Genomic DNA, 3,764 nt, shown 5'->3' on the forward strand with positions numbered 1-3,764 from the left:
CAGGGCCGCCGCACCCACTGCCGCCTGACCCACAGCGCTCCGGCGGGTGATCTGGGTGTCCAGAAGGCGGTGCCAGAAACTCTGCTGGGGCTGAGATTGGGGCTGGGGCTGGGGTTGTGATGTCATGCCGGTCAGCATGGGTTCACAGGGTCAGCATGGCTTCAGCTCCAGGTCAGGTTCTTGTCAGCCTGCTGGAGTTCAGGTCCTGCTCTCTGTCAGCGTGATGCAAGGTCTCCTGTCCGGCGTTTCATGGGCCACGTCGGAGACGCCGGTCTCCCGGCCTGCGGGAACTGCTACGCGGTGGGCTTGGGCAGGGTGACCCCGAACGTGGCCCCCTGATCCACCACGCCGTCCGCGAAGACCCGGCCACCATGTTTCAGCGCGATCCGCCGCACCGTCGCCAGCCCCACGCCGATCCCAGGGAAGGCGTCTTGGGTGTGCAGGCGCTGGAAGATTCCGAACAGTTTGCCGCCGTACTCGGGATTGAAGCCCGCGCCGTTGTCCTGCACGGTGATCGTCCATTCGGTCCCGGTCTCGTCCACCTGTACGGTGACCGCCGAAACCTCACGCCGGGTGGAGTACTTGACGGCGTTGCTGATCAGGTTGGTCAGCACCTGCTGGAGCAGCGTCGCGTCCCCCCACACGGTCATGGCCCCCTGAACCTGCATGTCGATGGTCTGGTCCGGGAATTCGAGCTGGGCGTCCTGATGCGCCTGCGAGATCAGCGGTTTCAGGGCCACCATGCGCGGGTGGACATCCTGCCGCCCGGCCCGCGACAGCATCAGCATTCCGTCGATCAGCCCGTTCATGCGCATGGCTCCCTGCTGGATGATGTCCAGGTTGCGGGCGATCTTCTCCGGCTGGTTCTTGACCAGCGCAGCGCGGGCCAGATCGGCGAAACCCATCACATGCCGGATCGGGGTACGCAGGTCGTGCGACGCGGAGTACGTGAACGCATCGAGTTCCTCGTTGGCGGCGATGAGTTCATGGGTGCGGACGGCCAGAGCGTCCCGCTGCCGGGTCAGTTCCTGGGTCTGCGCCGCCCGCTCCAGCGCCAGGCCCAGGCCCCGCCCCACCGACCCGATGATCCCCTGTTCCTGCGCCGTCCATTCGGAGCGCTGTGTCCCGGTGGCGAACAGGGCGTAGGGCCGGTCCCCCTGGTGGTAGGCCGTGATGCTCAGGGCGCTGGCGTAGCCCACCGATTGCTGGCGTCCGTCTTCCCCCCCGGTAAACGACGTTCCGCGCCGTGCCAGGGCGTCGGTCACCAGCGGCGCACTCAGGGGAATTCCGGCACGGCGGGCCGCGATCACCTCCGGGGGCGTGTTGCTGGAAAACATCACCGGGTACGCCATCTCGCCGCTGATCAGATAAAAGCCGCTGATGGCCCCGCCCACCGCGTCGCGGATGATGTCGCTGGCGGCGGTGGCGATGTCGTTCAGATCGGTGCTGGTGGCCACCTGCGTGGTAAAGCGCACGAACGCCTCGAGCGCCCGCTCCCGCTGTTCCACGCGAATCTCCAGAATCTGGGCGTGATCCCTGAGCTGGTGCTGCGCCGCCTCGAGCTGCTGCTCGGTCACCTTGCGCGCCGTGATGTCGCGGCTGCTGGCGAGAAGCCGGGTGACGGTGCCGTCGGGCGCGCGCAGCGGCGACACCCGCACTTCCCACCACCTGGGGGTGCCGGCGAACGTTCTGGCGGGACCTTCAAAGGTGGTGGTCTGGCCGGCGCGTGCGGCGTTCAACGCCTGCTCGACCTGCGTACGGGCCTCACCCTCCCAGAACGAGGGCCACAGCAGGTTGTCACACACGCTGAAATCCGTGATCTCCATGGTTTCCATGCCGCCGGCATTCATGGAAAGCAGGCGGGCGTTCAGGTCAAGAACCTTGATGCAGTCGGCGCTGCTGTCAATGATGGCCCGCAATTCGGCGACATCCAGGGCAGGATCATGGGTGGGGGGGAGGGTCATGGTCTGGTGCCCAGTCTGACATCCAGCGCGCCGTGTGGGGACGGGTCGAACAGATGGGGGATGCGTCAGCGCGACGTGGGGGTGGCACATGACCCCCGTTTCTGTAGGAGCCGATCTTTAGGGGCCGAGGCCCGGTGGCCTGCTGCGGGCCTCCGGGGGAGTGGGATTTGAGTGTGCCGGATGCCTTTCTTGCAACGCTGGATTGTTTAATGTGAAGCGGTCTACCGATGTCCCCGTCTCCTGCCTCTTCCCGCCCCTCGCCTCCTGGAGGATCCACCATGTCCAATGACACGCCGTCCAACGATACCCCGTCCAACGCCACGCCCGCCCGCTCGCTGGACCGCCGGGACGCCCTGCGGCTGCTGGGCACCGCCGGAGTCCTGGCCGCCGCCGCACCGCTGGCGCGTGCCCAGACCGCCCCGGCAGCGGCACCCGCGACGCTCAACGGCAACGGCTTTTACCGTCAGCGCATCGGCAACATGACGGTCACGGTTGTCAGTGACGGCACGTCCCCCCTGGCGGCGCTGCTGCCCACCTGGGGGGCCAACCCGGACCGCCAGGCCGAGTTCGCCGCCACCCTCGCGGAGTACAACGTCGCCGCGCAGAACACCGTCAACCACTTCAACCCCGTCCTGATCGAACTGGACGGCAAACGCATCCTGATCGACACGGGTCGCGGCGGCACAGGTGGGCAGTTGGTGGGCAACCTGCGCCGCGCCGGCATTGAGCCGGAGACCATCAACACCGTGTTCATCACGCATGGTCACGGCGATCACATCGGGGGGCTGACCACTGCCGGGAAACCCACCTTTGCCAACGCCCAGCACATCATGGGCGAGGCCGAATTCAATTTCTGGGTCACCCAGGCCACCCCGAACGACGCCGTCAAGAACAACCTGATCGCCCTGAAAGACCAGTTCAAGCTGATCCAGCCGGGTCAGGAAATCGTGCCGGGGCTGACCACGGTCGCCACGCCCGGCCACACCCTCAACCACCTCAGCGTGCTGGCCCAGAGCGGCGGCCAGGGCATCATGATTCTGGGCGACGCAGGCGGGCACTTCCTGCTGTCGCTGAAGTACAGGGGCGCGTACGTCGGCTTCGATACGAACGGCGATCAGGCGGCGCAGACCCGCCAGCAGATCTTTGACCGCATCGTCAGCGGAAACCTGTGGGTCACCGGCTACCACTTCCCCTTCCATGCCATCGGCCACCTGCGCCGCCTCGGGGAAGGCTCATACGAGTTTGAACCCACCGTGTGGAACTGGAGCTGACCCGGACAGCGCCGGACGGCGGCCCCTTTCCTGCAACCCTCCGGCACTGTGCCGGGGGGTTTGTTCACTCCGCCGCCTGTGTCTGATGAGTGGTTCGGACACTTTTGACCAGACTCAAACCCCTTGAAACCCAGAGATAGTGTCCTGTACGGATGTTTTCCCAATTTTACAGACCGCGCCTGAAGACCGGGTTTGCTCAGTCCCCGCCACGCACGCCGTCGATTAGAATTCCGCTGAACACGTTTTCGCAAAGCGCGGACTCAGGCCGGACTTTCAGCTCTTGCCCTATAAGTGAACATGTGTTCAAATAGACTGAACAAACGTGCGGAGCGACTTTAATTCCCCTCCTCCGCTGAAAAGGAAGTGTTATGACGCGTGACGACAACATTGCGGCGGCCACCCGGCCACAGACCTGGGACATGCTGGTGATCGGTGGCGGTGCGTCCGGCCTGGGCACGGCGGTGGAGGCGGCCACGCGCGGCTACAGCGTGCTGCTGCTGGAATCCCACGACTACGCCAAGGGAACGTC

At 65.6% G+C, this 3,764-nt stretch carries 3 protein-coding genes; 2 read left to right on the top strand and 1 reads right to left on the bottom strand.

Translation table 11 applies throughout. The annotated features are described in order from the left end of the window. Window positions 1-293: 293 nt before the first annotated feature. On the bottom strand, window positions 294-1,964 hold the full coding sequence (locus Q319_RS25950) for a sensor histidine kinase (protein ID WP_051655695.1): 1,671 nt from the start codon (window positions 1,962-1,964) through the stop codon (window positions 294-296). Window positions 1,965-2,242: 278 nt separating this feature from the next. On the opposite strand from Q319_RS25950, the gene Q319_RS0122610 reads away from it, so the two are divergent. Both Q319_RS0122610 and Q319_RS26630 read left to right on the top strand, forming a co-directional pair. Next, window positions 2,243-3,235 carry an MBL fold metallo-hydrolase gene (locus Q319_RS0122610; RefSeq protein WP_051655696.1) on the top strand — a complete coding sequence of 331 codons (993 nt, stop codon included), beginning with the start codon at window positions 2,243-2,245 and terminating at the stop codon, window positions 3,233-3,235. 368 nt (window positions 3,236-3,603) lie between these two features. Beyond that, window positions 3,604-3,764 (top strand): FAD-dependent oxidoreductase (locus Q319_RS26630; protein WP_156039559.1); only part of this gene is annotated, 161 nt, incomplete at its 3' end.

This window comes from Deinococcus marmoris DSM 12784, from assembly GCF_000701405.1.
Lineage (GTDB): Bacteria > Deinococcota > Deinococci > Deinococcales > Deinococcaceae > Deinococcus > Deinococcus marmoris.